This is a genomic window from Myxococcus sp. AM009, from assembly GCF_013372605.1.
Taxonomy (GTDB): domain Bacteria; phylum Myxococcota; class Myxococcia; order Myxococcales; family Myxococcaceae; genus Myxococcus; species Myxococcus vastator.
In genome coordinates this window covers 37,751-63,253 of sequence record NZ_JABXEP010000032.1, presented here as the reverse complement: position 1 = coordinate 63,253, position 25,503 = coordinate 37,751, and the positions used below count along the sequence as shown (strand labels likewise).

The 25,503-nt window shown below is 69.6% G+C and carries 23 protein-coding genes, 4 tRNA genes and 1 pseudogene; 10 read left to right on the top strand and 18 right to left on the bottom strand.

What is annotated here, in order from left to right; all coding sequences use genetic code 11:
* Window positions 1–401: pseudogene (locus HV824_RS11125) on the bottom strand (serine/threonine protein kinase); the annotation flags it as partial.
* A 146-nt stretch (window positions 402–547) separates the two neighbouring features.
* Between HV824_RS11125 and HV824_RS11120 the strand changes: the two are divergent.
* Window positions 548–1,450 carry a MaoC/PaaZ C-terminal domain-containing protein gene (locus tag HV824_RS11120; RefSeq protein ID WP_176423231.1) on the top strand — a complete coding sequence of 301 codons (903 nt, stop codon included), beginning with the start codon at window positions 548–550 and terminating at the stop codon, window positions 1,448–1,450.
* A 28-nt stretch (window positions 1,451–1,478) separates the two neighbouring features.
* On the opposite strand, the gene HV824_RS11115 is transcribed toward HV824_RS11120, so the two are convergent.
* A complete protein-coding gene (locus HV824_RS11115; RefSeq protein WP_176423230.1) occupies window positions 1,479–2,693 on the bottom strand; it encodes a polysaccharide deacetylase family protein in 1,215 nt (404 codons plus the stop codon).
* A 166-nt stretch (window positions 2,694–2,859) separates the two neighbouring features.
* Here HV824_RS11115 and HV824_RS11110 point away from each other — a divergent pair, with 166 nt between their 5' ends.
* Complete coding sequence (locus tag HV824_RS11110; protein WP_176416370.1) at window positions 2,860–3,432, top strand: hypothetical protein; 573 nt, start codon at window positions 2,860–2,862, stop codon at window positions 3,430–3,432.
* Between the two features lie 16 nt (window positions 3,433–3,448).
* Here HV824_RS11110 and HV824_RS11105 read toward each other — a convergent pair whose 3' ends face one another.
* The 7 genes from HV824_RS11105 to HV824_RS11075 form a co-directional block, all read right to left on the bottom strand.
* Window positions 3,449–6,271: an AAA family ATPase gene (locus tag HV824_RS11105; RefSeq protein WP_176416371.1), complete on the bottom strand. Its 2,823-nt coding sequence runs from the start codon at window positions 6,269–6,271 to the stop codon at window positions 3,449–3,451.
* 284 nt (window positions 6,272–6,555) lie between these two features.
* Window positions 6,556–7,098: an HNH endonuclease gene (locus tag HV824_RS11100; RefSeq protein WP_176416372.1), complete on the bottom strand. Its 543-nt coding sequence runs from the start codon at window positions 7,096–7,098 to the stop codon at window positions 6,556–6,558.
* A 21-nt stretch (window positions 7,099–7,119) separates the two neighbouring features.
* Window positions 7,120–7,193, bottom strand: a tRNA-Leu gene (locus tag HV824_RS11095).
* 99 nt (window positions 7,194–7,292) lie between these two features.
* A tRNA-Asn gene (locus HV824_RS11090) sits at window positions 7,293–7,365 on the bottom strand.
* Window positions 7,366–7,371: 6 nt separating this feature from the next.
* A tRNA-Lys gene (locus HV824_RS11085) sits at window positions 7,372–7,442 on the bottom strand.
* A 6-nt stretch (window positions 7,443–7,448) separates the two neighbouring features.
* Window positions 7,449–7,523, bottom strand: a tRNA-Pro gene (locus HV824_RS11080).
* 130 nt (window positions 7,524–7,653) lie between these two features.
* Window positions 7,654–7,794 carry a hypothetical protein gene (locus HV824_RS11075; RefSeq protein WP_176423229.1) on the bottom strand — a complete coding sequence of 47 codons (141 nt, stop codon included), beginning with the start codon at window positions 7,792–7,794 and terminating at the stop codon, window positions 7,654–7,656.
* A gap of 1,046 nt (window positions 7,795–8,840) precedes the next feature.
* Between HV824_RS11075 and HV824_RS36880 the strand changes: the two genes are divergently transcribed.
* Genes HV824_RS36880 through rhuM (HV824_RS36870) form a run of 3 tightly spaced genes read left to right on the top strand, consistent with a single transcriptional unit; the run spans window position 8,841 to window position 9,586 of the window.
* Complete coding sequence (locus HV824_RS36880; RefSeq protein ID WP_217917299.1) at window positions 8,841–9,236, top strand: hypothetical protein; 396 nt, start codon at window positions 8,841–8,843, stop codon at window positions 9,234–9,236.
* A gap of 60 nt (window positions 9,237–9,296) precedes the next feature.
* Complete coding sequence (rhuM, locus tag HV824_RS38200; RefSeq protein WP_368738046.1) at window positions 9,297–9,467, top strand: RhuM family protein; 171 nt, start codon at window positions 9,297–9,299, stop codon at window positions 9,465–9,467.
* A complete protein-coding gene (rhuM, locus tag HV824_RS36870) occupies window positions 9,395–9,586 on the top strand; it encodes a RhuM family protein (protein ID WP_217917298.1) in 192 nt (63 codons plus the stop codon). Before rhuM (HV824_RS38200) ends, rhuM (HV824_RS36870) begins: the two co-directional genes overlap by 73 nt.
* A 504-nt stretch (window positions 9,587–10,090) precedes the next feature.
* Here rhuM (HV824_RS36870) and HV824_RS11065 read toward each other — a convergent pair.
* The 4 genes from HV824_RS11065 to HV824_RS11050 all read right to left on the bottom strand — a co-directional run bounded on the left by HV824_RS11065 (window position 10,091) and on the right by HV824_RS11050 (window position 13,597).
* Window positions 10,091–10,663 carry a ThiF family adenylyltransferase gene (locus HV824_RS11065; protein WP_176423228.1) on the bottom strand — a complete coding sequence of 191 codons (573 nt, stop codon included), beginning with the start codon at window positions 10,661–10,663 and terminating at the stop codon, window positions 10,091–10,093.
* Window positions 10,664–10,672: 9 nt separating this feature from the next.
* Window positions 10,673–10,921, bottom strand: a complete 249-nt coding sequence (locus HV824_RS11060; RefSeq protein ID WP_176423227.1) for a hypothetical protein — start codon at window positions 10,919–10,921, stop codon at window positions 10,673–10,675.
* A gap of 166 nt (window positions 10,922–11,087) precedes the next feature.
* Window positions 11,088–12,395, bottom strand: a complete 1,308-nt coding sequence (locus HV824_RS11055) for a S8 family peptidase (protein ID WP_176416376.1) — start codon at window positions 12,393–12,395, stop codon at window positions 11,088–11,090.
* Window positions 12,396–12,538: 143 nt separating this feature from the next.
* On the bottom strand, window positions 12,539–13,597 hold the full coding sequence (locus HV824_RS11050; protein ID WP_368670866.1) for a hypothetical protein: 1,059 nt from the start codon (window positions 13,595–13,597) through the stop codon (window positions 12,539–12,541).
* A 303-nt stretch (window positions 13,598–13,900) separates the two neighbouring features.
* Between HV824_RS11050 and nfi the strand changes: the two genes are divergently transcribed.
* The 3 genes from nfi (at window position 13,901) to HV824_RS11035 (ending at window position 17,758) form a co-directional block, all read left to right on the top strand.
* Window positions 13,901–14,602, top strand: coding sequence for a deoxyribonuclease V (nfi, locus tag HV824_RS11045; protein WP_176416377.1), 702 nt, complete (start codon window positions 13,901–13,903; stop codon window positions 14,600–14,602).
* Window positions 14,603–14,798: 196 nt separating this feature from the next.
* The gene (locus tag HV824_RS11040; RefSeq protein WP_176416378.1) at window positions 14,799–17,144 is read left to right on the top strand and encodes a GMC oxidoreductase; all 2,346 of its coding nucleotides are present in this window, start codon (window positions 14,799–14,801) and stop codon (window positions 17,142–17,144) included.
* Window positions 17,145–17,251: 107 nt separating this feature from the next.
* Window positions 17,252–17,758: a DUF2267 domain-containing protein gene (locus tag HV824_RS11035; RefSeq protein WP_176416379.1), complete on the top strand. Its 507-nt coding sequence runs from the start codon at window positions 17,252–17,254 to the stop codon at window positions 17,756–17,758.
* Window positions 17,759–17,762: 4 nt separating this feature from the next.
* Here HV824_RS11035 and HV824_RS11030 read toward each other — a convergent pair whose 3' ends face one another.
* From HV824_RS11030 to HV824_RS11015, 4 genes are all read right to left on the bottom strand, one after another.
* The gene (locus HV824_RS11030; protein ID WP_255207939.1) at window positions 17,763–18,134 is read right to left on the bottom strand and encodes a Mov34/MPN/PAD-1 family protein; all 372 of its coding nucleotides are present in this window, start codon (window positions 18,132–18,134) and stop codon (window positions 17,763–17,765) included.
* Between the two features lie 10 nt (window positions 18,135–18,144).
* Window positions 18,145–19,134, bottom strand: a complete 990-nt coding sequence (locus HV824_RS11025; RefSeq protein WP_176416381.1) for a hypothetical protein — start codon at window positions 19,132–19,134, stop codon at window positions 18,145–18,147.
* Between the two features lie 30 nt (window positions 19,135–19,164).
* A complete protein-coding gene (locus HV824_RS11020) occupies window positions 19,165–20,934 on the bottom strand; it encodes a VWA domain-containing protein (protein WP_176416382.1) in 1,770 nt (589 codons plus the stop codon).
* Between the two features lie 289 nt (window positions 20,935–21,223).
* Window positions 21,224–21,931, bottom strand: a complete 708-nt coding sequence (locus tag HV824_RS11015; protein WP_176416383.1) for a metallophosphoesterase — start codon at window positions 21,929–21,931, stop codon at window positions 21,224–21,226.
* Between the two features lie 434 nt (window positions 21,932–22,365).
* On the opposite strand from HV824_RS11015, the gene HV824_RS11010 reads away from it, so the two are divergent.
* Both HV824_RS11010 and HV824_RS11005 read left to right on the top strand, forming a co-directional pair.
* Window positions 22,366–23,034, top strand: coding sequence for an RNA polymerase sigma factor (locus tag HV824_RS11010; RefSeq protein WP_176416384.1), 669 nt, complete (start codon window positions 22,366–22,368; stop codon window positions 23,032–23,034).
* A gap of 48 nt (window positions 23,035–23,082) precedes the next feature.
* Window positions 23,083–24,270, top strand: a complete 1,188-nt coding sequence (locus HV824_RS11005; protein WP_176423226.1) for a hypothetical protein — start codon at window positions 23,083–23,085, stop codon at window positions 24,268–24,270.
* Window positions 24,271–24,321: 51 nt separating this feature from the next.
* On the opposite strand, the gene HV824_RS11000 is transcribed toward HV824_RS11005, so the two are convergent.
* Window positions 24,322–25,497, bottom strand: a complete 1,176-nt coding sequence (locus HV824_RS11000; protein ID WP_176416386.1) for an AraC family transcriptional regulator — start codon at window positions 25,495–25,497, stop codon at window positions 24,322–24,324.
* Window positions 25,498–25,503: the final 6 nt, after the last annotated feature.

Sequence of the window (25,503 nt, the reverse complement as noted above, 5' to 3'; positions counted from 1 at the left end):
GGGCTGTCCACGGCGGTCGGCACTCCCGCCCCGGGAGGCCTGTCCAGGTGGGTGGCGTGCCCGGTCGGACGGACCGCGGAGCGGGAGGGGCGTTCAGAGGGCTTGGGGCCCGATGGCGACGACGGCGCTGGCGCACGGGCCGTGGGCCGGTTCCCCACCCGGATGGGCTCGGTGGGGAGCGTGTCGTCATCACCGGGGCCCGCCGTCAGGGTGGACGTGTCCGTCGAGATTTCCTGCGCGACGGCGGTGCGCTGCGACGCCGCGCCAGGTGGCGTCACCCGCGCCAGCAACTGGGCGCACTTGCGGCAGCCTTCCGCATGTCTGCGCAATGGATTGGACTCCGAAGCATGAAGCTGTCCAGCGGCGAGCGCACGCGCGGTGATTTCATCAAAGCAGGACACGGAGGCAGCGTTCTCCCACGCCCCGTGTCCCCGAGAAAGGGGGGCTTTACAGTCCAAACTGCCCTTTCCTGGACTCTCTGCTTCACGCCGGGGGCCGCGCGTGCTGCCATGCGGTACGTCCGCCTGCGTCATCCTGGAGTCCCAACGTGTCCCACACTCCGCCCTCGCTCGAGCTCTCCCAGCCTCCGCTGCTCGCCAAGGAGCTGCTGCGCGCCGCCGTGGCACGCCGGCCCTCGCGGCCCGGAGAGGTGCCCCGCCTGGAGGTGCGGGTGAAAGGCTTCACCCCGGACGCCAGTCAACTGGCCCGCTACCGGGAGGTGTGTGGGTTTCCCGAGGAGGACTACCTGCCGCTGCCGTTCCCTCAGGTGCTCGCGACGTCGCTGCACCTCACGCTGCTCAACCACCCGGCGTTCCCCTACCGGCTGCTGGGCATGGTGCACGTGCGCAATCGCATCCAACAGCAGCGCCGCCTGCACGCGGGGGCCCGGCTCTCCGTGCATGCCTGGGTCGAAGGCCAGCGGGAGGCGCGGCAGGGGCGCGAGCTGGACTTGCACACCGTGGTGGAGTCGGACGGCGCGCAGGTGTGGAGCGCCGTCACCACCATGCTCCGCCGCCTGCCTGGCATGGGGGAGCGGCCCCGTGAGGCGGGGCGCCCTCCCTCCTCTGACGAGGCGCAAGTCTTCGCCGACAGCCGTCCGGCCAGTTGGTCCGTCCCGGAGAACGCGGGCCGCCGTTACGCCCGGGCCTCGGGCGACTACAACCCCATCCATCTGTATGGCATCACGGCGCGCCCCTTCGGCTTTCCCCGCGCCATCGTCCATGGGATGTGGACCGTGGGCCGCTGCGTGGCGGAGATGGGTGAAGCCGCCGAGGCCCCCGCGCTCACGCTGTCCTCGGAGTTCCGCCGTCCGCTCCTGCTGCCCTCCCGGGTCATCTTTCAGACGGCGCCGCAGCCAGAGGGCATCGTCGCCTACCGGGTGATGGCGGAGGACGGGCAGCCCCACTTGCTGGGCCGCCTGTCACCGGGCGCGGCACTGACGGCGCGGTGACGATGCGCCTGCCGGGAGCGCGAGGACGTCACCGCGGCACGAGCACCACGTCATCCAGGTACAGCACCGGCTGGTCCGTGCCGGAGTCGTCCTGGAAGTAGAGGTCCCGCAGCGTGCCCGTGGTGGCCCCGATGTTGGAGAGGGGAACCGTCACCTGCTGCCAGCCCCCCGGAGCGATGGGCGCCCCCAGCGCGGTGTCCAGGCGGGTGGTGCCAAGCATCTGCGTGCCATCGTGGAGCACCAGCCGCACCGCCTGGCCTCCCACGCTGCCGCCGTGGACCCAGAAGCGGATGGACTGGTACTGCGCCAGGTCCAGCCCATGGTGGTGGAAGAGCAGGCCATTCCACGTGTCCGGCTCGAAGCGGATGGCGGCCGAGCCCGCATGGACCACCCCCGTCTCGTCGAGCGAGTGGTCCGCCCAGCTCCAGTTGGCGAAGCCGTTCTGCAGCGCGTCGGTGTAGACGAACAGGCCCGCCGTCAGGTCGGGTTCGGTGCGTCCCTCCGTCAGGGCCAGTCCTTCGGCCAGCGTCACGGTGCGCACGCCGTGCGTCTGCACGTAGTCGAGGATGTCCGCGAAGTGGGACGTCATGTACTCGGTGTCACGGGTCGGCGTGCCGTTGACGAACTCGTGGAAGACGAGGATGAGCCAGCTCTTCTCCGCGATGGCCTGGTCCACCCAGCCCTGGACGGTGCTGACCGGAACGGTGCGGGCCACGTCGTTGGCGCGCAGCTCGTAGACGACGGTGTCGCGGAAGTTGCGGCCCGCGTTCACCGTGCGGCTGCTGGCGTAGTGCTGGCGGATGACGTCGAGCACCGGGCCGTTCTGCAGGCCATACGGCACCACGAGGTTGGGGACGGCGGGCAGACCCAGCGCGCTCTCCAGCCAGGCACGTGAGTCCTGCAGTTCGGCAAAGAGCTGGGTCGGGGACAGTGACGTCAGGTCCGGGTGGGTCAGCGTGTGGCTGGCGATGTCATTGCCCTCGGAGACGAGCGTCTGGGCTTGCGCCAGCGACATGTAGCCGCCCCAGCCTTCGTGGATGGCCAGGGTGACGAGACCGTAGGTGGCGGGGATGTTCCGCGCGTTGAGCTCGGGGCGGGCCAGCGAGAACTGCGTGGCCCAGCCGTCGTCCAGGGTGATGGTGACCATCCCCTCGGTGAAGGGCGTCGCGGCGAAGGCGGGCACCGTCAGCGACAGGAGGAGCAGCGTGACGAACCTTCGAAACACCCCGTGCGGTCTGGACATGGTTTCCCCCACCACAGCGAGTCAGCCTCGCGCGGCATGATGAATCCGATACCAGACGGAGCTGACGTCAGGCAACCAGCCGGGCCCCTGGGCAAAAAGGGATTCGAATAGCGGTGCCCCGTGTTCGTCCGAGCCACGGTATGCCCTTGGAAAAGGAACTCGCTGCATGAAGAAAGTCGCCGCGCTCGCATGTCTGTTGGCCTTGTTGGGGGCGATTCCCTCTCAGGCCGCCGAGCTGAAGGACGTATTCGGCCGTGAGGTCCCCATCGGCAAGGGGCGGCCCACCCTGGTGCTGTACGCCAACCGGGGCTCTCGGGATGAGCTGCGCCAGCACGCCTACTCGTTCATCTATGACCTGCGCGCGGAGCGGCCCATCGTCCTGATTCACGTGGACCTGCGGGACGTCCCCGGCCTCTTCAAGGGCATGGCGCGGGGCGAAATCAAGAAGAGCCACCGCGAGTCCATCGAGCACATGCGGAACATCTTCCGCCAGCACGGCGAGGCGCCGCCTCCCGAGCTGGAGTCGTCGCTCTTCATGGTGGCGGACGGCAAGGGCGAGCCGCACCAGGCCATGGGGCTGAAGAAGGGGTTCGGTCAGGCCGTCGCCAAGGTGCTGAGCCCGTCGGGGCGGGAGCTGGCGCGGGGCCCTTTCCCTGAGAGCGCCCGCAAGCTTGGCCAGTCGATGGCCACGGCCTCGCAGAGCCTTTCGACGCTCCGAGTCGTGGACATGTCCCGCTGAGGCCTTGGGGCCTCGCTCAGCCGCCGGGCGCTTGGGGCTCGGTGGGTGGCCGTGTAATCCACGCGGCGATGAAGACGTCCAGCTCGCCGCGCAGGACGTCCTTCACGCGGGGAGTGCCGGCGCCGGTGCGCGGGTCCTCCACCCGGGCGCCCCGTCCCAGGTAGTAGCGCCGCGCCTCGTCCGTGTTGCTGCCCTGGCCGTAGACGACACGCGCGGCGATGTCCTTCAGCTCGTCAAGCTCCGTGGCGCCCGTGAGCGTGAGCACGCGTCCGGAGGACTCGTCCTTCACCGTCACCTCGGTGCGGACGCGCTGGAGGTAGGCGCCCTCGTGGCTCTTCATGGGCCGGCCCTGGACCTCCAGGTACGCCAGCTCCTCCTCGGAGAGCGAGCCGCCGCGGTGGACGCGCACGTAGGCCCGCTGGCGCTTCTCGTCCTCCAGCCGCCGGTGCATGCCCGCCTCGCCCGCGAGGAAGCCATAGGCGCCCGGGCCGGCGATGCGCACGACGACGCGCGAGGGCTCCTCCGCCTCGGCGATCGCGACCGCTTCGTAGCCGCGCCGCTGGGCCCAGCCCAGGTACATGGAGGCCAGCTCCTGCACCCAGGTCGCCTGGGCCTCCGCAGAGTCACTGGCGCAGATGTCCACCAGCGCCTCGGTGTCCTGGGTGGTGGCCCCGGAGGCGTGCAGGGCCTCCGCCATCTGGACCTCGCGCGCCACGTCCTCCACCTGCCGCGCCGCGGAGCCGAGCTGCACCTCGTTCTTCGCCTCCCGCACCAGCCGCCGGGCGAACAGGCCCGCGGCCTCCAGCCGCTCCAGTTCGTTGAGCTGCGCCTCCACGGTGCGGAAGGCGCGGATGACCTCGGCGGCACGCGTGGGGTCGTCCCAGAGGTTGGGCGCCTGCGTCTCCGCCAGCAGCTCCGCGCGGCGCTGCTCCAGCTGCGGCCGGCCGGCGGAGTCCGCCAGGGTGCGCGCCTTGCCCACCAGGCGGTCCATCTCGAACAGGAGCGACTTGCGGTCCAGCCGCCGCTTCACCGGTGCCGCCCGGGCGGACGGCAGCAGCAGCTGCGCGGTGGGGGAGGGCGGCGGCGCGGCGGGCTCCGCCACGGCGGTGACGCGGCCGCCCAGGCGGGCCTCGACGCGGACGGGGGTGCCTGGAGGCAGCGGCCTGCGCGCAATCTCCACGGCCAGCGCGGCGGTGAGCGTCTTCTCGATTTCACGCTGCAGGTAGCGCGCGCCGAACTGGGGCGAGTAACCCCGCTCCACGAGCAGGTCCACCACCGCGGGCGTCACCTCCACGTCCAGGGCGCGCGCGCGGATGCCCTCTCGCTCCAGCACGCGGCCGACCTCGCGCTGCGCAATCTTCCGGATGTCCACCTTGGACAGGGGACGGAAGTGGCAGATGGCGTCGAACCGGTTGAGGAACTCCGGACGGAAGGCCTCTCCAATGCGTCGGTCCACCTCGGGGACCATCTCCTCCGTGCGGCGCGTGCCCGTGAAGCCCATGCCGGACTCGCGGTACACCTCCGCGCCCACATTGGACGTGGCGACGATGAGCGTGTTGTTGCACGACACCGTCTCGCCGGCCCCGTTGACGAAGGTGCCCTCGTCGAAGAGCTGGAGGAAGCGGTCGTGGACGCTGCGCGCCGCCTTCTCGAACTCGTCGAGCAGCAGCACGGTGAACACCTTGCCGTCCAGCAGCGCGCTCAGCTCTCCCCGCCGCGTCTCCAGCGCCGGGGCCCAGGTGGCGCCGAAGGGGACGCTCTCGTCACCGTCGTTGGGGTAGTCCGCCATGTTGAGGCGCACCAGCCTGTCCGCGGAGCCGAACAGGTACTCCGCCAGCAGCTTGGCCAGCTGCGTCTTGCCCACGCCCGTGGGGCCGGCGAAGAGGAACACGCCCAGGGGACGGCGCGGGTCATTGAGGCCGGCCTTGAGCAGCGCCACCGAGCGCAGCACCGCGCCCACCGCGTCCGTCTGTCCGAGCAGCCGTTCGCCGAAGAAGCGCTCGGTCTCCTCCAGGTCCAAGGGCATCGCGTCGTCGACGACGAAGCGAGGCAGCCGCGTGGCCGCGCAGAAGCGGGTGAGCACGTCTTCGGGACCTACGTGGTCCTTGGCCGCGCTCGCCGCCTCCGCCGCGGTCTCCTTCAGCAGCTCGATGGCCTTGCGCGGCATGCGCTGCGCGAGCAGGAACTTGGACGACAGGCGCAGCGCCAGGTCGCACGCCGCCGGGTCGATGGGCAGCCGCAGCTCGCGCTCCAGCTCCTCCGCCACGCGGCCCAGCACCCAGCGGGCCTTCTCCGTGGGCGGCTCATGCAGGGGCAGCAGGTGGAGCCGCTCGGCCAGCGCCTCGTCGGAGCGAAGCAGCTCCTGCACGCGCTTGGGCTCTGTCTCGAAGATGAAGCGCAGGCCACCGGTGCGCAGCCCGCGCACGGCGACGGGCGCCAGGGGGCCGCCGAGGGCCGCGGGCAGGTCCCGGATGTAGACGATGGGGCGGGGGTGCCGGGAGAGGTAGGCCAGCAGCTCCTCGAAGCTCTCCGCCGCCTGACGCTGGGTGCTGCGCGCCAGGATGTTGGCGACGGACACCTCCACCACGCGTGCGTTCGCCAGCTCGGCGTCCACGCGGCCTTCGGCGATGCGCCGGGCCACCTCCTGCACCAGGGCGCTCTTGCCCACGCCGGGCTCACCGGCCAGCAGGGGGTGCTTGCCTCCCCGCGTGAGCAGGCCCAGCACCTCTGTCACCGCGGCGTCCACGCCGTGTGCGGCCGGTAGCTTTCCCTCCCGCGCCAGCGCGGTGAGGTCGCGGTCGATGAGCCGCTCCTGGTCCTCGCTTTTCCTCGTCGCCATGCCTTGTCTGCCGCCCCCTCGCCGGGAGCGCACTCTAACCCCCTTGAACCGCGAGGGTGAGCGCGCAATCCCGGTCAAATGCAGTCCACGGGCAGGAGGCCGGCTGCGACCGCCTCGCAGAAAAACCGCCAGCAGCGACCTCCCGCCTGCTGGCGCGCGGGACGGCTGTCGGGGTGGGAGCCGCCTCTGGCGGACTCCCGGACCTCCTGAGCGCCTCCACCGCCGGGGCGGAAACACTCAGGAGGCGGAAGCCACCTCGGGTGGCTCCCCTTTCCCCCACGGCCTTACTCCTCCAGCTCCACATGCCAGTAGGCGACGTCCCTGAGGAACTTCGACCAGGACATGGGCATGCCCTTCTCGAACATGAACGTCAGGTGCATCGCCGGGGGCAGCTTCTTCGGCTTCGCGGGCGTGATGCGCAAGGCCATGCGGGCCTGCTCCGGCGTCCGGTTGCCCTTCTTCTGATTGCAGGGCACGCACGCGATGACGATGTTCTCCCAGCTCGTCTTGCCGCCCTGTGCGCGCGGCAGGACGTGGTCATACGTGGCTTCGGGCCGCGACACCTTGATGCCGCAGTACTGACAGCGGCAGTTGTCCCGCAGGTAGACGTTCTCCCGGCTGAACTTCACGCCCTTGGGCCGCCGGCGCAGGCCGCGGATGAAGCGGATGACGGAGGGCATGCGAATCTCCACCGTCACCGAGCGCACGACGCGGTCCTCGTACTCCTCGACCACCTCGACCTTGCCCTGGAAGATGAGCATCACCGCGCGTTGCCAGGGCACACGCGCGACAGGTTCGAACGACTGACTCAGGACCAGCGTCTCCATGACACGGAGCCTCGTGGGTTGTGCCGGAAGCGGGAGTCGAACCCGCAACCTCCAGGCTCTGGACCTGGTGCCTCTGCCAATTGGGCTACTCCGGCGTGGGTAGTGGGTAAACGAGCAAGCCGCCAGGGAATCGAACCCTGCATGCCTGGATTTGGAGTTCAAGCTGCTCCCAAAGCGCGGCCTATGATGAACTGCTCCCCAGGAGGGATTCGAACCCTCGACCCCGCGGTTAACAGCCGCGTGCTCTGCCAGTTGAGCTACCGGGGAATGAGATACCTCCGGAGGGAGTCGAACCCTCGCCACCCGCTTAAGAGGCGGGTGCTCTACCGATGAGCTACGGAGGCGTGGTGTCTGGGTGGCAGGATTTGAACCTGCGGCCTCACGGATCCGAACCGTGCGCTCTGGCCAGACTGAGCTACACCCAGATAATGAAGTTGGCTGTGATTCGGGGCACTGGGAGTCGAACCCAGCGGGGCCGGAATGACAAAAGGCCAGGTCCCCTGATGGGAGCCCGGCCTCCGCGTTGCTTGGCACGCCGGTGACGGCGCGCGAGCTTCAGCAGGGTCCGGGCGGATGGCCACCAATCTGGTCACATCCCGCGAGGTACTTCGAGTCGAAGCTTTCGAGGGAGCAGGAGGCGGCGTCGAGCTGGGGCCAGAGATTGTTGCGCTTCATCGGGTTCGTCCGCATCGTCATGGTCGCCGCTCCTTTCAGCGGGACTCTACGGCGGGTGATTTTCGTTCCTGACAAGTCTCAATTATTTGAGCCTCACGGCTGCGCTTCATGTGCGAGTGGTGGGTGGCGGCCCCTGATCGTGTCCCTCCCATCGACGCCCGCGACCCACGCCATCACTCAGGGCGCGGCCAGATAACGCTTCTTGAGGACGCTGTAGATCGCCGACTTCGCGACCTTCTCGCCGGTCATCGTGAGGAACTGCCTCATGAACTCGGTGAGGTGAGCCTGCCCCGATTCCGTGGCGCTCCCGCACTTTGTGTGCTCTCCCTCAGAAGAGCAGGCAGACGCAGCAGGGCGCCATTGGAGGCAATCGCCCCGGGGGCTCGGGTTTCGAGCCGGACTCTCTCTCCAGTCTTTGACGACGGACAGGCTCGCGCCCTCGGAGTCCTCGCACCTGAACAGCACATCTCGTGAACCCGCCCTGTTCCACGCGCCACCCAAAGTGCGGGAGCGCGACGAAATCGGGGCAAGCCCAGTGTGGGGCTACGCCTTCGAGGTCGGCAGACACCTTCAGGAGGGCCGAGAGCCGTCGACCGAGGAAGCCGAGCTGGTCACGACAGTCTGCGCTGCGGTCGTCACGTACCTCGTGAAGAAGCACGACGCTGGGGGCCGCCCGTGACGAAGTCGACTGATAGCGGCGTGCGGATGAAGCGAGCAGCCGGAGGCTGTGGCCCAGTGCGTGCTCTTGGCGCACCCCTGGGTGCGCGATGGCGACGATTCGGGGTGCTCACCAGCTTCGGGTCCAACTGTTCGACGGGCTCACCTACACCCATGACGCGCCGACCTCTGTGCCTACGCCACGAGCAGGCTACCGCGTTTCATTCCTGTGGGTCGGGCGCGCAGCCCGGTGGATAGCTGTTCGGAAATGTCGGGACTTTTGTGGCGTCAAAACCCCCGACATTTCCGAACAGCGAGCGACGGGAGTGACTCCGGCCCCCCGCCGCGAGGGGGCCCCTGGGGTGGCTGCGGGGTCCGTTCAGCATGAAGTCCGGCACGGAGGTGATTGCATGGCATCCGCGCGCGCGCCGTGCGCTGACGAGGTGCCCCGCGCGCATGCACTCCCACGCGAACCGCTCCATCTTGCTGTCGCTCCTCCTGCCCTGCCTGGCGCTCGCGCAGCCCATGGACGACACGCCGCGGAGGACACGCCCACTGCGGCGGCGCCGTCGCTCAGTTCATCTGCGCTGCGCGAAGAGGGCACGCCCAAGGGCGAGTTGCTCCTCTACCAAGCCGAGGACGGGCGCGCGCGCATCGAGTGCCGCTTGAAGGACGAGTCGGTCTGGCTCACGCAGGCGCTCATGGCCCAGCTCTTCGACATCGGCGTCGGGATTGTGAACCACCACCTGAAGGAGATTTTCGCCGAGGGGGAGCTGGCGCCGGAGGCAACTATTCGACGCCATTGAATAGTTCGAACCGAGGGGCAACGTACCGTCGCGCGCGAGATCGAGCACTATAACCTCGAGGTGAGCCTCGCCGTCGGCTTCCGCGTCCGGAGTCATCGCGGCACTCAATTCCGCAAGTGGGCCAACGCTCGTCTGTCGGAGTACCTGGTCAAGGGCTTATGGGCCTGCAAACGACGCGGCCGGGAGGCGTGGTCCGCAAGGCCGACGCCGCGATCTCGAAGAACTACCTGACCGAGCCCGAGCTGCAGGTCCTCCATCGCATCGTGAACCTCTACATCGAGTTCGCCGAGCTGCAGGCGCTCGAGCGGAAGCCGATGACGACGCGCGACTGGGTCGACAAGCTCGGCTGAAGTCGCGAAGGCGAAGGTCGAGCGCGAGTACGAGCGCTACCAGGCGCTCCAGGACGCGAAACCGCGCATGATCGACGCCGCCTTCGAGGCGACAGCGAAGCAGCTCAAGAAGTCTGCCCAGACGCGCGGGAAGAAGGGGCGCGGCAAGTTGCTGTACCCTCGCGCTCCTGCTTCGCGGACGGCGCGCCAGGGCGCCCTTTGTCCGCGGGCCGCGCCAAGCGTCCCATCTCGCGCTCTGGGCACGTCACGAGCCAACGTGGGCGCCCTGGGGTGGCGGCCGGCCACGGGCTTGGCAGGCCGCCTTGGGGCGCTCGGGAGGTTCATGGGCGCTTGCTGAAGGGCTCCCTGCCTGCGCGTGTCCTTGCGGCCGACGTGCGTGAAGGGCCCTGGTGCCCCCGGTGCCGTCTTCGGCCCATTGGAGTGGACCGGGCGCGACACGGTGGCGCGACGAAGTATCGCAGCAGCGGGAGAGGTGGAGGCGCTGCGCGGGCGCGTGCAGGCGTGTCACTGGGCCAGGACCGAACTCAGGTTCACCAGCGAATCACGGCGGGTGCCGTGCTTCACGAAGTCCTGAATGGCGCGGGCCAGTGTCGCGGAGAGCAACCCCAGCAAGGGAAGGTGTGCGCCTCCTTCGCAGGTGGCCTGGCCCTGGGCATCCTCGGCATCCGGGGTGAAGCGCTCATCCCAGCGAACCAGTCCGAAGGTGCCGTCCGCGCTCACTGCCCCGTGGACCAGCGGCTTTCCCGCCTGGCGCGCGTAGTCGATGAGCACCTGCCGACTGTTCTGGTTGTCCATGCCGTCCACCAGCAGGTCCGCGCCACCGCAGAGCGCCTCAGCGTTGTCTCGGGTGAGCCGCACGCCGTGGGACTCCGCCTTCACCCCGTGCAGGTTGAGGAGTTGGAGCTTGAGCGCCTCGGCCTTGTTCTTTCCGACGGAGGGCTTCACGTAGGCCTGGGCGAACAGGTTCTTGGACTCGACCCGGTCGAAGTCGACGAAGACCAGGGTGGCCTCCAGGTTGCGGCACAGCACCGCAGCGGTGGAGCCAATGGCGCCCACGCCACAGAAGAGGATGCGCATGGCGGAGCCTCACCGGGACCCGAAGGGGACCTTGGGGCGCAGGTAGATGCGCTCCTCACCGCGCGCGCCCCGGAACCGGTCCACGACGAAGTGGGCGAACGCATCGTCGCGAAGCTGGCTCAGGTGGAGGCCGGGCACTCCGCCGGAACGAACCAGCTCCGTCGCGATGCGGCGGATGTCGGTGTCGGGCACGGGGCCGTCCAGCTCCACCGGTACGTCCGCGGACATGCCGTCATAGGTGATGTTGAGCGTGGCCATCGTCGTGTGCGCCTCCTCGCGCGCCCGGCGGAGCGCGAGGGTGCGCCCGGTGGGGCTCACGCCGGGACGGCGATGGGGGCGGGCTCCTGACGATACCGGCCCGCGGCGTTGCCAGCCCGGGCCCGGCTCCCCCCCCTCCAGGAAGCCGGGCTGCCGGAGCGGACACCTACCGCGGCTCGCTGCTGCTGACGACGGCGGGCTTGGGCAGGAAGTCCTTGAGCTGCACGACGGGAAGCCCCGGGAGCGCGGTGATGAAGCCCGAGTACGCCATCAGGTTGGGCGAGCACCAGCCCGGGTTGGACACCGTGTTCTCGGTGGCGTTGGTGAACACCGCGTTGGCGACCGCCTCGGGCTTCGCCGTGGGGTTCACCTCGAGGAACAGCGCGGCCAGCCCCGTCACGTGCGGAGTGGCCATGGAGGTGCCGCTCAGCTCCCGGCTCTCCCGGTCGCCGTAGTGCCAGGAGGACTGGATTTTGTTCCCCGGCGCGAAGACGTCCACGCAGTCACCCCAGTTGGAGAAGGTGGCGCGCTTGTCCTTGTTGTCGGTGGCGGCCACGGTGATGGCCTCCGGCGCGCGGGCAGGGGAGTGCTTACAGGCGTCACTGTCTTCGTTGCCCGCGGCGACGACGTAGGTGACCCCCGCGGCGATGGAGCGGCGGACCGCGTCGTCGAGCGCCGGGTCCACGTCACTGCCCAGACTCATGTTCGCGACGGCGGGCGAGACGTGGTTCCGGGTCACCCAGTCGATGCCCTCGATGACGCCAGAGGTGGCGCCGGAGCCGTCACAGCCCAGCACGCGGACGGAATGGACAATCGCGTTGCGGGCCAGGCCGTAGGAGGCGCCCGCCGCGGTGCCCGCGACGTGGGTCCCGTGGCCGTTGCAGTCATTGCCCCGCATGCTGTCGCCAATGGCGTCGTAGCCGATGGAGGCCCGGCCACCGAACTCCCGGTGCGAGAAGCGCACACCGGTGTCCAGGATGTAGATGTGCACGCCCTGGCCCGTCGCGGTGAAGGTGTAGACCTTGTCCAGCGGGAGCTTGCGTTGGTCCATCCGGTCGATGCCCCACGTGGGGCCCTGCTGGCTCTCGGCGATTTTGACCACGCCATTCTCCTGCACGTAGTCCACTGCGGGGTCGTTCGCCATGGCCCGCGCCTGGGCTTCAGTCATCTTCGCCGCGAAACCACGCAACGCATTCTCATACATCGCGAATGCGGTGCCACCGTAAGCCGTGGTGAGGCCCGTCGTGGCCTGCTGGACCTCGACCTGTTCCAGGCTTTGGGCGGGTGACTTCAGGACGACAATGTATTCACCCGGAATCTTCTTTCGGACGGTGATGAACTTGCCGGGCTGCTTCTGGCCCAGCATGGGCCTGCTGGCCGTGCGGTCCTTGCAGGGCACCTGCCGCGATGCGCACGCCCCCATCAGCAACATCATGCCCACGGAGACGAACAGCTTCAGTGTGTGTCGATTCATGTTTTACCCTGAGGAATTGGTTGTGATGGGTAAAACTGGTGTACATCAAAAACGGCTTATTCTTGAATCAACCCGGAGGGATGAGACTGCGGTCCGTGATTGAACACGCCATGGCGCTCCAAGGCGCGATGTCTGGCCATGCCCTACCACGGACGAATGGTGGTTCCCCATCCGTACAAGGCGGCTTCCAGTGGACGTTTCCCAGGTCGCGACAGGATGTCGTTGATGCCCATCTCTCGTGCCGCGTTCACCAGGTGGGCATGCCACGCGACATGCGTGCCGGACAGTCGCGTCGCGGCGATGGCCAGCGCGCTCGCGCCCACGGAGTAGCCGCCAAGGGCGAGCGGACCACTGGCGGAGTCCTCCTGCCTCTTCACGCCGCGAGGCCACTCCCGGCAGGCGGCCAGCGGCAGGAGCGCGCCCGCGGGTCGAGCGCAGTAATCGCGCACCAGGGTGGTGGTGAAGGATTCCGCGGCGGGGTGCGCGGCCATGGCGAGGAAGGCGCCCGTCCACGCGAGCGTGGTGGCCCGTTGCGTACGCTCCACGGCGCGTCCCTTCGCGTCGACCCGGGTGGGGAAGCCCGAGGGCAGGGCGGACAGTTCCACTAGTCGCGCGATGAGCCGCTCTGCCGCGGCCTCGGAGGGGGCATGGCCTCGCAGCCGGGCATGGAGCAGCAGGGCCGCGGCGGCCGGGGCACTGTCACACGGCCAGATGGAGGTGCTGAAGCTGGGCAGCAGCAGTTGGTGTTCGAGCGCCGCCACGACCTGGTTGGCCAGGGCATCGAAGAGCGCCGTGGACGCGGCGTCCTGCATGCCCGCGCGTTCGATGCCCGCGAGCATCAGCAGCACATAGCCTCGGTAGAGGATGCTCCGTGGCAGGGCATGGCCCAGGACGAAGTCCGCCCCACCGCGCATGAAGGGGGCCCGGGCCCGTCCCAGCGCGTCTCCGAGGAGCGCATGGAGTCTTCGTCGCGTGTCCGGCAGGGGATGGCCGTCCAGCGCCGCCTGAACGAGGATGAAGGACAGGTGGCCATCGCAGAGGAGCTGTGACTCGATGAAGCGGCGCTTCGCATCGCCGAGCAACTTTGGTGCGCACCCCTTGCCGAGGATGCGCTGCTCCAGTGCGTCCAGCGCGGATGCGGAGCGCTGCCCGTTTCCCTTCGATGTGGAGGGAGGCCGCGGCGGTGCGGAGTCGTTGCCCACCGGACCCTCCGCGCTTGTGCTGGTGGCCAGGCCTGCACAGAGCGCCAGGAGGGGAAGGCCTGTCCGGCGGAAGCGGGCGAGGGTGTTTCGTGGCATGCGCGGGGAGCTGAGCACGCACGCGCCCGGCTGATGCCACCCGGTGGGCTCGCCGGTCGTCAGGGCCGGCTCAGCGGTTCCTTCTCGCGCGTGGGGCGTCGCGGGCTCCAGGGGCGGCACGGCCCGTTCACCAGTCCACGCTGAGGGGACGTCGTGGGTTGCCCTTGAAGTCAGGCCCTTCAAATTGGCAGTGGAGGTTGCGCGTGCATGGAGCTTCAGCCCGAGGTGGGCAGGTGGGACGTCACGCCTTCGGAGGCGGTGGAGTTGCAGCGCCGGCTGCGTGAGCAACTGGTGCTCCGGCCGCCCCCCGGGCTGAAGGTGGAGCGCATCGCGGGCGCGGACATCTCCACGGAGAAGGGGAATGACACGGGCTTTGGCGGGCTCGTCGTCCTGGACGTGGAGACCTTGGCGCCGGTGGCACAGGCTGGGGCAGCGGTGACGTTGCACTTTCCCTACGTGCCGGGCCTGCTGTCCTTCCGCGAGCTGCCCATCATCGCCGCTGCCTGGGAGCGGCTCACGGTGCGCCCCGATGTGGTCATCTTCGATGGACACGGCACCGCCCACCCCCGGCGCATGGGGATTGCGTGTCACGGGGGGCTGCTGTTCGAAGTGCCCTCCATCGGCTGCGCCAAGTCCCTGCTGGTGGGGACGCACGGGCCGCTGGGCGCGGCGAGAGGCTCCACCGCGCCCCTCATGCACAAAGGCGAGGTCGTGGGCATGGCGGTGCGCACGCGCAAGGGCGTGCAGCCCGTCTACGTGTCCCCGGGCCACCTGATGGACCTCCCCACGGCGGTGGAGTGGGTACTCAAGGTGAGCCCGAAGTACCGCGAGCCGGAGACCACACGGCATGCGCACCGGCTGGTCAACGCGCTCCGTCGCGCGGACGGAGAGGCCGCCGAGCTGGAGTAGGTCCCCGGCCTCTGAGTTTGACCGCCGTCCCAACCGCCTCTATGTCCGCGGGTGGCTCCAGTGCTGGGGCCTCACGGAACGGCGGTCCGGGCGTCTGTCTCCCTGGCCGCCCTTTCCCGCCAGCCCGTACTGGCGGTAGCACCCCAGGCTGCGAAGAGGGGCTGGGCCAGGGCGGGAGATGTCATTGGGAGCGCCAATGCGGAGGTTGTCGTCACCTTGGAGTGAGCTGGCGTCGCATTACGCCGTGGTGGTGGTGGGCTCGGGGTACGGCGGGGCCATCTCCGCCAGCCGGTTGGCGCGCGCGGGCCAGCAGGTCTGTGTCCTGGAGCGAGGCCGGGAGCTCCTGCCCGGTGACTACCCGCGCACGGACGCCGAGTTCATGTCGGAGTTCCAGGTTCACTTCGACCCCGAGGCCGCCGCCGACGTGGGCAGTCCGACGGCCCTGTTCGAGCTCCACCGGGGCGGGGACGTCTCCGTCGTCACGGGCTGCGGCCTGGGCGGGACGTCGCTCATCAACGCCAACGTGGCCATGCGGCCAGACCCTCGCGTGTTCCTGGACGCGCGTTGGCCGGACGCGTTCCGCGCCGACGTGGACGGCTTGCTGGAGGACGGCTTCGCCTGGGCCGAGCACATGCTGCGGCCGTTGCCCTATCCGGAGTCCGCGCCGCCGCTGGCCACGTTGTCGGCGCTGGCGAAATCGGCGGAGAAGCTGGGCGGCACCTTTCGCCGGCCGCCCCTGGCCGTCACCTTCGAGGAGGGCGTCAACGCCGCGGGGGTGCGTCAGGGCGCTTGCACGTTGTGCGGTGACTGCATGACGGGCTGCAACTTCGGCGCGAAGAACTCCGTGCTGATGAACTACCTGCCGGACGCGCACCGCCATGGGGCGAAGCTCTTCACCGAGGTGGGCGTTCGCTACCTGGCGCGCGAGGGTGCCCGGTGGCGCGTGTATTACCGGCCGATGAACGCCGGCCGCGAGCGCTTCGATGCGCCAGACCTGTGGTTGACCGCCGACCGCGTCATCCTCGCGGCGGGGACCATGGGCACCGCGGAGCTCCTGCTGCGCTCGAAGGCGCTGGGGCTGTCCCTCTCTGGACGTCTGGGCCAGCGCTTCAGCAACAACGGGGACGTGATGGCCTTTGGCTACAACACGGACGTCCCGGTCCACGGCGTGGGCCTGGGAGAGGCGCCCTCCGCGGGGCGCGAGCCCGTGGGCCCCACCATCAGCGGCATCATCGACGACCGGGCCACGCTGCGGCAGGAAGACGGGATGATCATCGAGAACGGCGCGATTCCCGCCGCGCTCGCGCGTCCCGTGACGGCGCTGCTCGCCGCGGCGTCAGCCATCGCCGGGCAGGACACGGACCGGGGCGTCATCGGCCGCGTCGGGGAGCTGGCGCGCATCGCGGACAGCGCCGTGCGAGGGCCGTACCACGGGGCCATGCGCAACACGCAGACGTTCCTCGTGATGTCCCATGATGACGGCGCGGGCGAGCTGCGCCTGTCGGGCGACCGGGTCCGCGTCCACTGGCCGGAAGCAGGGCGGCAGGCCGTCTTCACGCGGGTGGACGAACGCCTGCGCCGCGCCACGGAGGCGCTGGGCGGAACCTTCGTGCGCAACCCGCTCTGGAACAAGCTCACCGGCCACGAGCTGCTGTGCACCCATCCGCTGGGCGGGTGCGCCATGGGCGAGCGCGCGGAAGACGGCGTGGTGGACCACGAGGGCCGCGTCTTCGCGGGAGCCGAGGGCACGGAGGTCCACGAGGGCCTCTACGTCAGCGACGGCTCCGTGATTCCGAGGCCGCTGGGCATCAACCCGCTGCTCACCATCTCCGCAGTGGCCGAGCGCACCGTGGCGCTGATGGCCCGGCGGCACGGCTGGAGCGTGGACTACTCGCCGGTTCCGGAGGCCCCGGGGCCTCGGCCCGCGCAGCCCCTGGCCGTTCAGTTCACCGAGACGATGTACGGCTACATCTCCGCGGGCGCCGACGAGGACTTCCTGCGAGCTGGGGACCCCGCGCGCCGGGAGACGTCGCCCTTCCGCTTCATCGTCACGGTGGACTCACGGGACCTGGAGGAGACACTCTCGCATCCGCTGCATCCCATGCAGTTGTCGGGCTGTGTGGTGGCGCCCGTGCTGTCCTCCCGTCCGATGACGGTGGAGCAGGGCGTGCTGCACCTGATGACCCACGATGGCGCTCGTCCTGGCGGTCGGCGGATGCGCTATCAGCTCCCGCTGGTCTCCGAGTCCGGCGAGCGCTTCTTCGTTGACGGCTACAAGGACGTCCACGACGACGAGGGTCCGGACCTGTGGGTGGACACCACGCGGCTCCTGGTGTCCATCTACCGTGGCGAGGACGCCTCGGGGCCCTGCATCGCCCGGGGCTACCTGCGGCTCAACGCCAAGGACTTCGCCGTGCAGCTCTCCACCCTGCGGGTGCTCCATGCCCAGGGCACGGTGCAGCGGCTGGCCGCGCTCGCCCGCTTCGGACGGTTCTTCTTCGGGGAGCTCTTCGAGACATACGTGCGCGGCAAGGCCGCGTAGCGAGCAGGGAGGCGGCGGCACGGCCTTCGTGCCGCTTCGTCGTGCTCCTGCTGGATGGCGTGGGCACCGTGAGGCGCACACGCCATTTCATGAAGGAAGGACAGCCCATGCCCGATGACCGTGAGCAGGGAAAGGGCGCTCCGCAGGGCAGCGAGCGTCAGACCAGCCGCCGGGATACGCCCATCGAGGTCCGCAGGAGGTTGCGGCACGAGTCACGCACGAGCCAGACGTACTCGGCCTTCATCAAGCACCTGTGCGAGCGAGGCGGCATGTCGCCCGCCGTGGCCGAAAAGGCCGCGGTGTCCGTCCTCTGCGCCCTGGAGCAGCGAATCCTCAGTGAGGAGGCAAGCGACCTGGAGGACCAGCTTCCTCGCAAGCTGACCCTGCTGCTGCACCGCTGTGAGAAGCACGAGGAAGAGCTGCCTCCCAAGTTCCACCGCGAGCACCTCCTGCGTCGGGTCGGGGAGGACCTGAGCCTTCATCCAGATGCGGTGGAGCCGGTGGTACGCGCGGTGATGGATGCCGTCCGCCATCAGATATCCGAAGGGGAGTCCGAGGACGTCATGGGCCAGCTCCCGTCGGACATCCGCGACCTCTGGACGCGCACCGTCTGAAGGCTCACGCGAGGCCGCTGGGGGTATGGCGGATGCCGGAGGCGCTGCGCAGCGCCTCCGCCCACCAGGGCTCGGCCGCCACCAGGACGTCCCGGCCTCGCTGCCGCGCCACCATGCCCTCGGGCGCCACGACGGAGAAGCGCAGGGGCTTGCCGAGCGCGGAGGTGAGCGCGGCCATGGTGCTCTCATCCTCGGCGGAGAAGCCGAGCGGACCGTCGGGGTGGCTGTGCGCCACCTCTTCGAGGACGTCACGCAGCCGCCAGATGGCTTCCCAGCGGGCGCGTGAGTCAGGCAGTTGATTCGGGCTGTCGGACGCGTCGCACCACAGCACCTCGCCGCCGTGGCCGATGAGCAGGCAGACCTCTCGTGTGGACATGGCCGTCTCCTCAGGCATGTCGGGTTACCACCAGGACATCCGTTTCAATGGCCTCGCGGATGACGGACGGCAGGCTCTCCAGCGTGACATCCCCGTCCGCGCCGTCCAGGCAGATGCCCGCGTCCAGGACCTGGAGCGAGTCCGCCGCGACGATGGAGACGAAGCGCTCCCCCATGAAGGCATACGTCACCTCCAGCCGTTGACCCGCCAGCCGCCGCAGGTCCAGTGGACGCGCGCCCGCGTTCAACAGCGCCTGCTGTGCGCGCTGCATGCCATCCTCCCGCGCATTCCCGCGGACGCCCCGCGTCTCCAGACGGGCGATGCGCCGCTGGGCTCCCGCGAGCAGCTCCGCGGACCGGGTTCGTCGCTCGGCGTCCTCCCGCTCCTGCCGTGTCCGCGCCGCCTGGGCCTCACGTTCGTCGTGCAGACGGCGCAGGCATTCTTCCGCCGGAACGCGGCCGCCCTCCGCCACCGCGAGGATCCGTCCGCGGACCTCGGCGGGTGCGAAGCGGATGCCCACGTCGCGCGAGACACGCTCCAGCAGGGTGTAGCCAAACGCGGCCCGCAGGGGGGCACTCACGCCCCGAATGTGGGCGAGGGAGTGGTTCTGCTCCAGGGCGAGGCGTGCCGCGCCCTCCGCTTCGCTTTCGAAGTCCACGCCCTCGAAGAGCAGGGAGCCGTCAAACCATCGACGCGCGCTCATGGGCGCCAGGCGCGGCGGCTCCTCCTCCGGCATCAACTCCAGGGGCTCCGCCACGGCGCCCTCGCGCACCAGCCGGCGTCCCCAGGCATGGCCCCGCACGCGCGGCAGCGCCTCCAGGCACTCGGGCTCGGAGGGCTCACGCGGCGTGGCGTCTCGTCCCTTCACCTCGAAGCGCCACCACCCCGGGGTGACGGGGGTGGTGACACGGAGGCGTCGCGAGGCGGAGTCCACGGTGCCGCCGCCCAGATACGGCAGCACCACCGACTCCACCTTCCCGAGGAACTTCCGGTAGTCCACGACGCCTCCTCCTTCCTCACCGCGTTGGCCTCACGCCACCTTCAGCAGCGGCGTGCGCATCACCCGCTCCACCCAGCCGGACTGGGCGGTTCCATGCACTGTGGGCGCATCCAGCAGCGCCTTGAGCACCCGGGTGACCTGGTACGGGTCCTCGAACTGGTCCACGTTCACCTCGCTGAAGGGCACTCGCAGCTGCGCGGCGCAGGTTCGGACCGTCGAGCCCCGCGCATGTGCCACCGACACCATCAGGGCCATCGCCGACACCGGGATGCGGAGGTCACGGAATGCCCGGGCGAACTGGTCGCCTGCCTCTCCGGCCTCGTCTCCCACCACGATGACCACCAGCTTCGCGTCCTCCGGCACGCGAACGCCGTCACGGTGCAGCGCGTACAGCGCGGATGCGTGCGCCGTTCCACCCGACGCCCGCAGCCCCGCCAGCATGTGTTGGACGGCGATGCGGCTGGCGGCCTTCGGACGCAGCACCGTGCCCAGGGTGTCGAACGCGGCGATGTGCAGCTTGTCCATCGGGAAGCCCGCGAGGATGCGCGACAGCGCCTCCTTCGAGCTCTCGATGGCTCCCTCCATGGAGCCCGACTTGTCGATGAGGAACATCACCCGCACGTCGGTCTCCGCCGTCGCCTCCGCCACCGCCTGTCGTGCCGCGTTGTCGCTGGCCTCCTCCAGCTTGCGCCGCAGCACCTCGCCGCGGACGTTCTTCGCGATGTTCAGCGCCCGCTGGTCGGTGGCCGTGTGCACCGCCTTCTCCCAGCGCGCGCGGATGGCCGGGTCCTCCAGCAGGCCCAGCTCCTCGAGCGTGGGCGTCATCAGCCGCAAGTCCCTGTCCGACAGCGAGGGCAGCAGCGCCGCCATGATGGCCGGCGTGAGGCCCACGTCCTTCGGCAGCCGGCCCACGACCTCCTTGTAGGAGAGGCGCTCCAGGTCGATCCACTCGCAGATCTCCGCCTCCGACAGGCCGTCGAAGCGCTCGCGCTTGACCAGCGTCAGCCCGTTCAGGCCCACCTCGCGGTGGCCCTGCGCGGACTGCTTCTGCTTCCAGCCAAGCACCTCGAAGAAGCCCTGCGCGCGCGGCTTGTAACCCGCCTTGCGCGCCAGCTTCTTCAGCGTCTCCTTGTAGCCCGCCTTCACCAGCCCCTGGAGCATGGGCATGTTGGCCTCACGCGCCGCCAGCCACTTCGACGCCACGCGCTTCCAGCGGCCCAGCGGCGCCTTTCGGGACGCCGGGTCACCAAAGCCCGCCTCGCGGTTGAGTCGGGCAATCTCCGGATGCTCCAGCAGCTCCGCCACGCGCAGCACCGCCTTGGGCGTGAGCATGCGCGTCGACTTGCGCTCGTAGTGGAGCACCATCGCCTCGCCAATGGCGCGCCAGTCGTCGTCGTGGAAGGCCACGCCGCCCTGTTCGTCGCGCACGGGCTGGCCCGCGTGCTCCTGCACCAGCATGAGCGCGCACGTCGCGACCTTGAGGTCGCGCCAGTCCGTCTGGGTCAGCGCGTACGACGCGAAGTGCGCCATCAGCTCCGCGTTGAGCCGGTAGATGTCCAGGAGCTGCCGGTAGAGCTTCACCGCGGCGGGGACGAAGAGCCCCGGCTTCACCGGACGCCCCTTCTCACGCTGGAACGGCGTGGCGTGCGCCGCCGCGTACCAGGTGCCATTCACCTCCAGGCCAGGCCGGTTGTGCCACAGGTGGGCGGAGCCTCCGAGCACCAGGTCCAGGAGCCGCTCGGCGGGACCGCGCTGCGACTCGGGCAGCAGCGCATTCGGGTTCTGCGTCTGGGTCGTCATGGTGTCCCCTTGGGACGTGCCGCGGGTCAGGCGCGGGGCGGACCACTCGCGACGAGGCGAGCGGAGTGCACCGCGCGTGGACGCACGGGTGCCTTGCGCGTCAGCGAAGGCGGCCCGTGCGAAGTGAGGATGGGGGAGGAAAGGGTGCGCCCGAGTGACGAGGCCACTCTTGGATTAACGGTCCCAGTGCTCTACCGCTGAGCTACGGAGCCACGAATGGCTCCGGCGGGATTCGAACCCGCGACACCTGTATGGCGTGTTGGACCCCGTCGGCCGGGCGCGAAATTGATTACGAGAAGACAGACACGTCGCCGTGGACCGCAATCCGGGCCACGGCCTTGCCGCCCCGGTATGTGCTCCGGGCCGGCACCGAGACGAACTCCCAGGTCGGGAGCACCACCGCCGTCAGGGAGTGTCCGTAGACGCACCCGGTGTCGATACCCACCGCGTGCTCGGTGACGAGCGGCGCGTCGAAGACGGTGTGCCCGAAGATGACCCGCTCCGGGCCCTTCCAGTGGTGCGTCCAGAAGTTCCAGCCTTCAGGCGCCTTGGACGGCCAGTAGCTCTTGGTCGCCGGAGGCCGGATGCACTGGGCATGGAGCAGGTGGTACGGGTCCTGTTTCTCGACGGGCAGGTCCGGGAGCATTCCGGCATGCACCACGATGGCGTTGTGCTCCGGCAGCCGCAGGTAGTGAGGCAGCCGGGCCATCCAGTCGTAGTGCCCGGGTTCGAGCACCCGGCGCGTCTCAAGGTGGTCGGGGAGCAGCCGCTCGTCCGCCCGGTGGCGCTGCTGGAGGTGCTTCTCCTCGTGGTTGCCGAGGATGGCCTCGTGCCGCATGGCCAGCTCCACGCACTCGCGGCGCTTCGGGCCGCGGTCCACCAGGTCACCCGCGAAGATGATCCGGTCGCTGGAGGTCGCGCCCACCTTGTCGAGCAGCTCCACGGCTTCGTCGTAGCAGCCGTGAAGGTCTCCGATGACGATGGTGCGGCGGGACATGACGCGAATCCTCAAGAAGGGAAAGGGTGAGCGCCCGAGTGAAGAAGCCAGTTGGCTGATTCCAAGATCAGTGACGGACCATCCGTCGTCACATGCCTGTGGGGCATGTGTGTGGATTCGAACCACGGCTTGTAGGGCCGCTTCGGCTGGGCGCTCGAAAGCGATGGGGGCGAAGACGCGGGCCCTCGCTGTTCCTGACAGGGGGATTTTCCGGGTCCGATTTCCGAACGGCCGCTCTATAAATCCCGTCAGGAACGCCACGCGGCTTTCGTCCGACTTCGCGGGTGCCAATTGTCCGGTGATTCCGCCGGGTTGGCGCTCCCTGCTTGTCTCGGAGGCTGCCTGCGGATGCCAACGTGGTACCTTGCCGCGCCACATCCCCGTAACCCAACATCCCGGGGCGTCTTCCCCGGCGCAGCCCCCAGGTCCTCCCGGTGTACGAGCAGCTCACGGATGATGAATTGTTCGCGGAGGTGGCCCGCCGCCGCGCGACTGGCGAGCCTGTTGGCGGCCCGCTCGGAGCGTTGGTGCAGCGGTGGGCCCGGCCCTCGCGGTACGTCATCAGCAAGATTCAGGCGAGCTACGGCCGTGGTTCCCCAGCGGACGCGGACGAGCTCTTCCAGGACGCGGTCGGGAAGTTCATCGACCGGGGTCTGGACCAGTTCCGCGGCGTGTCGGAGCAGATGCCCGGCCGGAGCGCGTCTCCCAAGACGTTCTTCCTGCGCATCGTCAAGCACGTGGCCATCGACTTCTACCGGAAGCACCGCGAGGAGCTCGCGGCGCCTCCGTCGGACCCCGATGACGCCATGGAAGAGCCACCCTCCGAGGTGGCTCGCGCCGTCGAGCTCGGGAAGCGGCGTGAAGAGCGCGCCGAAGCCCAGGAGCTGTATTGGGCGGCATTTGCCCGCCTCCAGCAGGAGCACCCGAAGGAAGCTTCGGCTTGGGACCTGTACCACCACGAAGACGTCGAGGATCACGAAGAATGTGCCCGGCGCCTGAGCATCACCGTGGTGAACAGCTACAAGCGCGTCAGCCGGGCGCAGGCCTACCTCAAGCTCTACCTGCTGGACCTTCATCGCGAGTCGCATGGGGAGGAAGCGTGAGCCGCCTCCTTCCCCGCCACACCCGGGGTACCCAGGAGGAATGAACCCATGATTGTTGGAGATACGCTGTCCCGCTATTCCGCCCGCCGCTCGCAGCTCCTGTCGGGCACGGCTTCTCCCGGTGAAGTGCTCGAGGCGGCGGGTGACCTGCTGCGCCGGCGCTCCCGGTTGGAGACCGAAGGTGTGGACGCCGCCCTGCGGGGCCTGGGTCGACCTCAGGTGGAAGCCTGGTTGAAGTCGCAGAAACCGCAGTCGCTGCAGCCGGTGCTGCTGAGGGCCGCGGAAGAAGCCGTCGAGGTGGCGCTCGACGGCGGTGAAGAGGCGGACATGTGGCGAGCCTCCGCGCTGGAGGGACTCTCCGCCCGGGACAGGGTCGCCTCCGCCGCACACGGCCTGGCCGTCTGGGAGGGCCTTCACGGGGCCCTCGACGGCGAGTCCGCGCAGCTTCGAGACCGCTTTCTCGCCGCGCTCCAGGGCCTGGACTCAGCACTCCGTCCCCGAGCACGTTGGTTCATCCCACTCAATCCGCAGCGTCGGCAGGAGCGCGACCTCCTCGAGCCCGCCGAGCAGGACGCCGCCTGGTGGTTCTCCGCGCGCGCTGGCTGCGACGACCTGGTCGCCACCTGGACGGCCAATCCCCAGACGCTGACGGCCCACCTTCAGGAATGCGACGCGTGCCGCGCGGACATGGCGGATGCCGCCCCTGTGGACATGCCCCCCCGCCGGCACCTCACCGCGGACGACCTCTGGCGCCTCGACATGGGGCAGCTGTCCGAGGACGAGCGGACCCGGCTGGATGCGCACACGGCGCGCTGTGGTGAGTGTGCCCAGGCCGTGTTGGCGCTGGACGAGGGCGAGGCGGCCATCGAAGAGGCGCTGGACCTGGAGGAGGACGGGGCGGTGGCCCGCTCCGCGCGCACCTCGCGCGCGCCTGTCTCCCACCGCGCTCATGCCGCCCGCCTGCCGGAGCAGCGCGAGGTGCTGGATGAGCGCCGCGACTTTCGCGTGGTGCTGGTGCGTGAGCGTCAGCGCGTGCGCCTGCTGGTGCAGCCCCTGTCCGGGCGGACGGTGACGGCGGCGGTGTTCCTGAGTCCCGGCCGTCCCGCGCTCAAGCCGGCCCATGGGCCGGAGGGCATTGCCTTTGATTTGACGTCCGCGTCGTCCACCGGCGCGCGCTCTGCCCACCTGTCCGTGCAGGCGGGGAGCGAAACCCTGGAGCGCGACTTCTCCTTCTGACGGGAGGTCCTTTGTCCCACGCCGGGGCCCGTGGTCTAGGGCCCTCCGCGCTCAGGGCGACATGGGAACCGCGGTCCGCTCCGTGTCGAGCGCCTGACGGCTGCGCACGGGGGGCTGCGGGATGGGAAGGCTCCCCGCCGGCAACGTGGGGCTGAAGCCATTCGCCAGAAGGGACATCACGAGCTGCGCGCTGGGTGGACGGGTGCCCAGCGCCGCGCCGCAGACGTCCAGTTGGTCCAGTACCCGGGGTCCTTCGGTGCGCTGGTAGCGGTTGCACGTGGTGTCCACCTGAGGGTCCAGGTGCCTCGCCAGCTCGCGCGTGTTGCGGCCCCAGCGCATGGTGAGCCTCTCCGGCGTGAGCTGGATGTTGACGGGCTCCTCACCCCACGTCCCCTCGACGAGGGTGCTCCGTCCGCCGGCCTTCAGCTTCAGGTCGAGCGCGCGCTGCCCCAGGGTGCCCGTCACCGCGATGCCATGCTCGTACACCTCTTCGCCGAGGATGCTCACCCAGACGCCGTCCTTGCGCCGGGTGTACGGCTTGTCCGCGGCGACGCGGCCGTGGTTGAACCAGACGTCGCCCACGCGGCCCAGGGGCAGTGGGTCGTTCTTCGCCACCGGCGCGGGTGTGTCGTCCTCCAGGCCCGCGGGGCCGGCCGCGGCCACCACCGGCCGCGAGCCCAGCAGGTCCGTCACCGGCACGGACGCGTCGACGACCTCGAAGCGGACGCCGTCCAACCATGCCTGGCCCGTGCCGCTGATGATGAGGCCGGCCATGATGGTGGTGGCTTCCTTCGGGACGTCCAGCACCACGTCGTAGCGCTTGCAGCCCGCGGTGCCCACCAGCGCGCGCGACTGCATGTTGTCGAAGGCCAGGGGCTGCTTCGGGTCGGGCCCTTCCACGCGCATCCACAGGCCCGCCCAGCCCTCCACGTCCTTGATGCGCAGCGCGCCGGAGAAGCGCAGCCGCTTGCCCCGGAAGTCGTGCGCGCCGAAGGCTTGCATGAAGGTGCCGTAGCCATTCTCGTCCGGCGACAGCGAGCGGAGGTAGGCGCTGCGGTTGCCTTCGCACGTGGCGCGGCTGTCCACGCCGGCCTCGTAGCGCTTGGGGGCGCTCTCCGTCACATACCAGCCGACTGGCAGCTTCTGGGCGCCTTCCGACGGCTGCGCACCCGCCCCGGTGGAGGCCAGCGCGAGCAGCAGGGCGGCGAGTTTCTTCCGGAAGTCCATGACGGG

What these genes read in the sequence shown, in the direction of transcription:
- HV824_RS11015 (WP_176416383.1), bottom strand. Translation starts at nt 21,931, where the DNA reads ATGTCCCGCCGCACCATCGTCATCGGAGACCTTCACGGCTGCTACGAC.
- HV824_RS11000 (WP_176416386.1), bottom strand. Translation starts at nt 25,497, where the DNA reads ATGGACTTCCGGAAGAAACTCGCCGCCCTGCTGCTCGCGCTGGCCTCC.
- HV824_RS11105 (WP_176416371.1), bottom strand. Translation starts at nt 6,271, where the DNA reads ATGGCGACGAGGAAAAGCGAGGACCAGGAGCGGCTCATCGACCGCGAC.
- HV824_RS11110 (WP_176416370.1), top strand. Translation starts at nt 2,860, where the DNA reads ATGAAGAAAGTCGCCGCGCTCGCATGTCTGTTGGCCTTGTTGGGGGCG.
- HV824_RS36880 (WP_217917299.1), top strand. Translation starts at nt 8,841, where the DNA reads ATGGCATCCGCGCGCGCGCCGTGCGCTGACGAGGTGCCCCGCGCGCAT.
- HV824_RS11075 (WP_176423229.1), bottom strand. Translation starts at nt 7,794, where the DNA reads ATGACGATGCGGACGAACCCGATGAAGCGCAACAATCTCTGGCCCCAG.
- HV824_RS11060 (WP_176423227.1), bottom strand. Translation starts at nt 10,921, where the DNA reads ATGGCCACGCTCAACATCACCTATGACGGCATGTCCGCGGACGTACCG.
- nfi (WP_176416377.1), top strand. Translation starts at nt 13,901, where the DNA reads ATGGAGCTTCAGCCCGAGGTGGGCAGGTGGGACGTCACGCCTTCGGAG.
- HV824_RS11005 (WP_176423226.1), top strand. Translation starts at nt 23,083, where the DNA reads ATGATTGTTGGAGATACGCTGTCCCGCTATTCCGCCCGCCGCTCGCAG.
- HV824_RS11030 (WP_255207939.1), bottom strand. Translation starts at nt 18,134, where the DNA reads ATGTCCACACGAGAGGTCTGCCTGCTCATCGGCCACGGCGGCGAGGTG.
- HV824_RS11020 (WP_176416382.1), bottom strand. Translation starts at nt 20,934, where the DNA reads ATGACGACCCAGACGCAGAACCCGAATGCGCTGCTGCCCGAGTCGCAG.
- rhuM (WP_217917298.1), top strand. Translation starts at nt 9,395, where the DNA reads ATGGGCCTGCAAACGACGCGGCCGGGAGGCGTGGTCCGCAAGGCCGAC.
- HV824_RS11115 (WP_176423230.1), bottom strand. Translation starts at nt 2,693, where the DNA reads ATGTCCAGACCGCACGGGGTGTTTCGAAGGTTCGTCACGCTGCTCCTC.
- HV824_RS11100 (WP_176416372.1), bottom strand. Translation starts at nt 7,098, where the DNA reads ATGGAGACGCTGGTCCTGAGTCAGTCGTTCGAACCTGTCGCGCGTGTG.
- HV824_RS11040 (WP_176416378.1), top strand. Translation starts at nt 14,799, where the DNA reads ATGCGGAGGTTGTCGTCACCTTGGAGTGAGCTGGCGTCGCATTACGCC.
- HV824_RS11055 (WP_176416376.1), bottom strand. Translation starts at nt 12,395, where the DNA reads ATGAATCGACACACACTGAAGCTGTTCGTCTCCGTGGGCATGATGTTG.
- HV824_RS11065 (WP_176423228.1), bottom strand. Translation starts at nt 10,663, where the DNA reads ATGCGCATCCTCTTCTGTGGCGTGGGCGCCATTGGCTCCACCGCTGCG.
- HV824_RS11035 (WP_176416379.1), top strand. Translation starts at nt 17,252, where the DNA reads ATGCCCGATGACCGTGAGCAGGGAAAGGGCGCTCCGCAGGGCAGCGAG.